General features: G+C 67.0%; 5 protein-coding genes and 1 pseudogene. All 6 read left to right on the forward strand.

Annotated features, from left to right (window positions below; translation table 11 throughout):
• Positions 1-367: 367 nt before the first annotated feature.
• Complete coding sequence (gene pqqA / locus JYJ84_RS29695; protein WP_006485436.1) at positions 368-442, forward strand: pyrroloquinoline quinone precursor peptide PqqA; 75 nt, start codon at positions 368-370, stop codon at positions 440-442.
• 61 nt (positions 443-503) lie between these two features.
• A complete protein-coding gene (pqqB, locus tag JYJ84_RS29700) occupies positions 504-1,427 on the forward strand; it encodes a pyrroloquinoline quinone biosynthesis protein PqqB (protein ID WP_174956079.1) in 924 nt (307 codons plus the stop codon).
• Between the two features lie 2 nt (positions 1,428-1,429).
• Positions 1,430-2,149, forward strand: a complete 720-nt coding sequence (pqqC, locus tag JYJ84_RS29705) for a pyrroloquinoline-quinone synthase PqqC (RefSeq protein WP_122947907.1) — start codon at positions 1,430-1,432, stop codon at positions 2,147-2,149.
• Complete coding sequence (gene pqqD, locus JYJ84_RS29710; protein WP_122947906.1) at positions 2,146-2,427, forward strand: pyrroloquinoline quinone biosynthesis peptide chaperone PqqD; 282 nt, start codon at positions 2,146-2,148, stop codon at positions 2,425-2,427. The genes pqqC and pqqD overlap by 4 nt, the downstream gene beginning before the upstream one ends.
• 1 nt (position 2,428) lies before the next feature.
• Positions 2,429-3,568, forward strand: coding sequence for a pyrroloquinoline quinone biosynthesis protein PqqE (gene pqqE, locus JYJ84_RS29715; protein WP_175221224.1), 1,140 nt, complete (start codon positions 2,429-2,431; stop codon positions 3,566-3,568).
• A gap of 234 nt (positions 3,569-3,802) precedes the next feature.
• Positions 3,803-4,314 (forward strand): annotated as a pseudogene (locus JYJ84_RS29720) (hypothetical protein); the annotation flags it as partial.

The raw sequence follows: 4,314 nt of genomic DNA on the forward strand, positions 1-4,314 counted from the left end.
TGCCGGCAGCCGACGCGGAGCGCCGCCCGTCGGACGAAAGCTGACGCGCAGGCAACGGGATCCCGGTCGGCGCGCCGTGCGCGTGCTGTTACAGCCGGTGTGTCAAGTTGCAACACCGGTGTTCAACGATTCAACACCTGTCACCCCCCCTGCGCACCATGCGGCCGGGGCGGCGGACCGCACCCGCTTGATTTGTGTCGGCTATTCGTAAGAATTCCATCCTGATGCCCGAACGACAGCCGCATGCCGCTGCCGGGCGGCCTACGCGAGGTTTCGGCACGCTCCTTGCTGAAGAGGAACAGACCGCCCGATTTCCGCGGTTGTTCGACTCACCACGCAACTCATCAACTCAATCAGGAGACACATCATGCAGTGGACGACCCCGTCTTACACCGACCTGCGCTTCGGCTTCGAAATCACGATGTACATCGCCAACCGCTGATCGCCGTGCGTGCCGCCCGTTTCGCCGTGATCGGCGCGGGCGGCCTCGGGAGCTGACGCCCATGAAGATCAAGATACTCGGCTCGGGAGCCGGCGGCGGCCTGCCGCAATGGAACTGCAATTGCGCGAACTGCCGCCGTGCGCGCAGCGGAAGCGGACACGTGCTGCCGCGCACGCAGTCGTCGATCGCGGTCAGCGACGACGGCATCGACTGGGTCCTCGTCAACGCATCGCCCGACATTCTTTCCCAGTTGCGCGCGGATCCGGACCTGCAACCGGCGCGCGCGATCCGCGACAGCGGCATCGCCGCCGTCGTGCTGTGCGACGCACAGATCGATCACGTGACGGGCCTGCTGATGCTGCGCGAGCGATCGACGCCGCTGCCGCTCTACGCGAGCGCACCCGTGCTCGACGATTTGTCGACCGGCTTGCCGCTCGTGCCGCTGCTGGGCCATTACTGCGGCGTCGCCGCTCACACGATCGCGCTTGGCGAGCCGTTCGCGGTGCCGGCGGCGAGCGGGATCCGTTTCACCGCGATTTCCGTCGACAGCAAGGCGCCGCCTTATTCGCCACGGCGCGCGTCGGCCGCGCCCGGGGACAACATCGCGCTGTCGATCGAAGACGTGGCGAGCGGCCGCCGTGCGTTCTACGCGCCGGGGCTCGCGACAGTCACCGACGACGTGCGTGCGGCCATGGAAGGCGCCGATCTCGTGCTGGTGGACGGCACGTTCTGGACCGGGACCGAGATGATCGATCTCGGCCTGTCGGGCAAGCACGCAGCCGACATGGGACATCTCGCGCAGTGCGCGGAACACGGGCGGCCCGGCATGATCGACTGGCTCGACACGCTGCCCGCGCGTACGCGCAAGGTGCTCACGCACATCAACAACACGAACCCGATTCTCGATCCGCATTCCGTCGAACACGCGCACCTGCGCGCGCATGGCATCGACGTTGCACACGACGGCATGCAATTCCAGGTCTGACGATGAACGCACCTATTCCCGCTACGGCGTTGCACGCGACGCCCTGGACCGCGACCGAATTCGAGGCGCGCCTGCGCGCGCTCGAATCGCGCTACCACATCCATCATCCGTTCAACCGGCGGCTCAACGGCGGCGCCTGTTCGCCCACGCAGATCCGCGGCTGGGTGGCAAACCGCTTCTACTACCAGATCAACATCCCGCTCAAGGATGCGGCGATCCTGTCGAACTGCCCCGACCGCGACACGCGGCGCCGCTGGATCCAGCGGCTGGTCGATCACGACGGGCAGGGCGACAACGAAGGCGGCATCGAGGCGTGGGTGCGGCTCGGCGAGGCATGCGGTCTCACGCGTGCCGAACTGTGGTCGCTCGAATACGTGTTGCCCGGCGTGCGTTTCGCGGTGGACGCATACGTGAACTTCGCGCGGCGTGCGCCGTGGCAGGAAGCCGTGTGCTCGTCGCTGACCGAGATGTTCGCGCCGCAGATCCATCTCGACCGCCTCGCGGGCTGGCCGTCGCATTACCCGTGGATCGAGCCGGCCGGGCTGCATTACTTCCGCAGCCGTGTGCCGCTCGCGCAACGCGACGTCGAGCATGGCCTCGCGGTCACGCTGCAGCACTTCACGACACCGGATGCGCAGCAGCGCGCGCTCGGCATTCTGCAATTCAAGCTCGATATTCTGTGGTCGATGCTCGACGCCGTCGAAAAGGCCTACCCCCTATGAACGCGATCGAAGCCGCCAGCGGCGTACCGCTGCGCCCCTGTCTCAGTGGCATGTACCGCCTGCAATGGGAGGCGGCCCAGGATGCATACGTGCTCCTCTATCCGGAGGGCATGGTCAAGCTCAACCCGAGTGCGGGCGAGATTCTCGCGCGCTGCGACGGCACGCGCGAACTGGACGACATCATCGGCGAACTCGAGCGCCTGTTCAGCCAATCGGACCTCGCGACCGACGTCTATCGTTTCCTCGATCATGCGCGGCTGCGCGGCTGGCTCGACTGACATGGCACCCGACACTTCCCGTCCATCCGCGCCGCTGTGGCTGCTCGCGGAACTCACGTACCGTTGCCCGCTGCACTGCGCGTTCTGCTACAACCCCGTCGACTTCGCGGCGCACGACGCGGAACTCGATACCGATGCGTGGCGCACGGTCATCAGCGACGCGCGCGCGCTTGGCGCCGCACAGATCGGCTTCTCGGGCGGCGAACCGCTGCAGCGCGGCGACCTCGAGACGCTCGTCGCGCATGCACGCGGGCTCGGTTTCTATACGAACCTGATCACGTCGGGCGTCGGGCTGAACGTTGCGCGCATCGAGCGGCTCAAGGCGGCCGGGCTCGATCACATCCAGTTGTCGCTGCAGGATTCGACGCGCGAGCTGAACGATTTCCTGAGCAGCACCCGCACGTTCGAACTGAAGCGCGGCGTTGCGCGGCTGATCAAGGCACACGGCTACCCGATGGTGCTCAACTGTGTGCTGCATCGCTACAACCTGCCGCACGTGGGACAGATCATCGAGATGGCGCTGGACCTCGGCGCCGATTACCTGGAGCTCGCGAACACGCAGTACTACGGCTGGGCGATGCTGAACCGCGACCAGCTGATGCCGACCGTCGAGCAGGTGCGCGAGGCCGAGGAAACGGTCAACCGCTATCGCAAGCTGGTCGGCGAGCGATGCAAGATCCTGTTTGTCGTGCCCGACTATTTCGAGCGGCGCCCGAAGGCCTGCATGAATGGCTGGGGCTCGGTGTTCCTGGGCGTCGCGCCGGACGGCACCGCATTGCCGTGCCATGCCGCGCGATCACTGCCCGGACTCGTGCTGCCGAACGTGCGCGACCGGTCGCTGCAGGAGATCTGGTATGACAGCGACGCGTTCAACGCGTTTCGCGGCGACGGCTGGATGCGCGAGCCGTGTCGCACGTGCGACGAACGACATGTGGATCACGGCGGGTGTCGGTGCCAGGCCTACCTGCTGGCCGGCGACCCGAAGGAGGCCGATCCGGTGTGCGAGAAGTCTGCGCACCACGGCCAGGTCGAGCAGGCCGTGCAGTTTGCGCGACGTTGCGCGCCGCGCGACGAACAGCCGATGGTGTTTCGCAGCCGGGAGAATTCGCTTGCGCAATGCGGGACGGCGTGCGACTGCTGAAGGCGCACGGCGAAGACGACGGGAGTGGATGAGGCAGGGCGAAGCGATGGAGATCATGTCAATCGATACGCAGTCCTCTTCAAGTCGGCGGTGTGGTACGTGCGGGCGAGGATCGTTGAACGCCGGACGGAGGGCGTGATGAGCACGGCTGCCTTCGCTGCGCGAGAAACGGGCGGCACATGCAGTTTTATCCGCGATCGTTCCAGTCGTCGCGGAATACGCGTCGCGTCGGCCGTGGCCGCCGTGAGCGTGCTGCATGCGGGCGTATTCGTCCTGCTCGCGCGTGAGTCGGTCGTGCGAAACGTGCCCGTGCAACGGCAGGTGATGGTGGCGATGCTGATTGCACCCGAGCCGGCACCGGAGGTATCGACGATGACGACTGCCGCGCCTCGACCGAAGGAGGCGTCACGCATGACGCATCGAGTGAACGCCGCGGCCCGGTCGTCCGCGGGCCGCGAGCCGCTAACGGCCAGGCCGGTCGCACCTGTTCCAGTACGGCAGCAGGCGCATGATGCGCTTGCGCCGCCGCGGCCGGCGCCGTTCGCGACGGCGGTCGAGCGGCGCGAGGCGCGACACGACGATGCGACGTCCGGCGCCACGCCGACGCAAGCCGCATCGCAGGCATCTCCGGCATCTCCGGCGCCTGCGGCGCCGCGCTTCGTCGCGCATCCCGAATGTGCGCTGGTTACCCCCGACTACCCGCCGCAGTCGCTGCGCATGGGCGAGCATGGCACCGCGCTCGTCGA

The organism is Burkholderia sp. LMG 13014 (assembly GCF_905232215.1).
Lineage (GTDB): Bacteria > Pseudomonadota > Gammaproteobacteria > Burkholderiales > Burkholderiaceae > Burkholderia.